The organism is Amycolatopsis sp. NPDC023774 (assembly GCF_040639695.1).
GTDB lineage: Bacteria > Actinomycetota > Actinomycetes > Mycobacteriales > Pseudonocardiaceae > Amycolatopsis.
The window spans coordinates 1-1,356 of sequence record NZ_JBFAAJ010000083.1 but is presented as its reverse complement, the minus strand read 5'-3'; the positions used below and the strand labels follow the sequence as shown (position 1 = coordinate 1,356).

The following is a 1,356-nucleotide window of genomic DNA, read 5'->3' as shown; positions in this document are numbered from 1 at the left end:
GTGCGGACTAGGGGTGGGTGGCCGCAGAGACCAGCGGAAAGCGACTGTTTACTAAAAACACAGGTCCATGCGAAGTCGCAAGACGATGTATATGGACTGACGCCTGCCCGGTGCTGGAACGTTAAGAGGACCGGTTAGCTCTCTTCGGAGGGCGAAGCTGAGAATTTAAGCGCCAGTAAACGGCGGTGGTAACTATAACCATCCTAAGGTAGCGAAATTCCTTGTCGGGTAAGTTCCGACCTGCACGAATGGCGTAACGACTTTCCGGCTGTCTCAACCACAGGCCCGGCGAAATTGCACTACGAGTAAAGATGCTCGTTACGCGCGGCAGGACGGAAAGACCCCGGGACCTTTACTATAGTTTGGTATTGGTTTTCGGTTCGGCTTGTGTAGGATAGGTGGGAGACTGTGAAGCGGTGACGCTAGTTACTGTGGAGTCGTTGTTGAAATACCACTCTGGTCGAATTGGGAATCTGAACCTCGGGCCATGATCTGGTTCAGGGACAGTGCCTGATGGGTAGTTTAACTGGGGCGGTTGCCTCCTAAAGAGTAACGGAGGCGCCCAAAGGTTCCCTCAGCCTGGTTGGCAATCAGGTGTTGAGTGCAAGTGCACAAGGGAGCTTGACTGTGAGACAGACATGTCGAGCAGGGACGAAAGTCGGGACTAGTGATCCGGCACCACCTGGTGGAAGGGGTGTCGCTCAACGGATAAAAGGTACCCCGGGGATAACAGGCTGATCTTGCCCAAGAGTCCATATCGACGGCATGGTTTGGCACCTCGATGTCGGCTCGTCGCATCCTGGGGCCGGAGTAGGTCCCAAGGGTTGGGCTGTTCGCCCATTAAAGCGGCACGCGAGCTGGGTTTAGAACGTCGTGAGACAGTTCGGTCCCTATCCGCCGCGCGCGTAGGATACTTGAGGAAGGCTGTCCCTAGTACGAGAGGACCGGGACGGACGAACCTCTGGTGTGCCAGTTGTCCCGCCAGGGGCATGGCTGGTTGGCCACGTTCGGAAGGGATAACCGCTGAAGGCATCTAAGCGGGAAGCCTGTTCCAAGATGAGGTATCCCACCCCGTGTGGGTTAAGGCCCCCAAGAGACGATTGGGTTGATAGGCCAGAGATGGAAGCACAGTAATGTGTTGTTGAGTTGACTGGTACTAATAGGCCGAGGACTTGCCTACGAAGATGTTACGCATCCACTCTACGGTTCTGAAACACCACGCGTGTTTCATAGTGTTTCGGTGGTTATAGCGCCAGGGAAACGCCCGGTCCCATTCCGAACCCGGAAGCTAAGCCTGGTAGCGCCGATGGTACTGCAACCGAAGGGTTGTGGGAGAGTAGGACGCCGCCGAACTAA

General features: G+C 55.7%; 2 rRNA genes (1 of these 2 only partly in view). Both read left to right on the top strand.

Going from position 1 to position 1,356, the window contains the following annotated elements:
- Positions 1–1,180 (top strand): 23S ribosomal RNA (locus tag AB0F91_RS46745); it begins 2,036 nt to the left of the window's first position.
- A 56-nt stretch (positions 1,181–1,236) separates the two neighbouring features.
- A 5S ribosomal RNA gene (gene rrf / locus AB0F91_RS46740) occupies positions 1,237–1,353 on the top strand.
- Positions 1,354–1,356 lie beyond the last annotated feature (3 nt).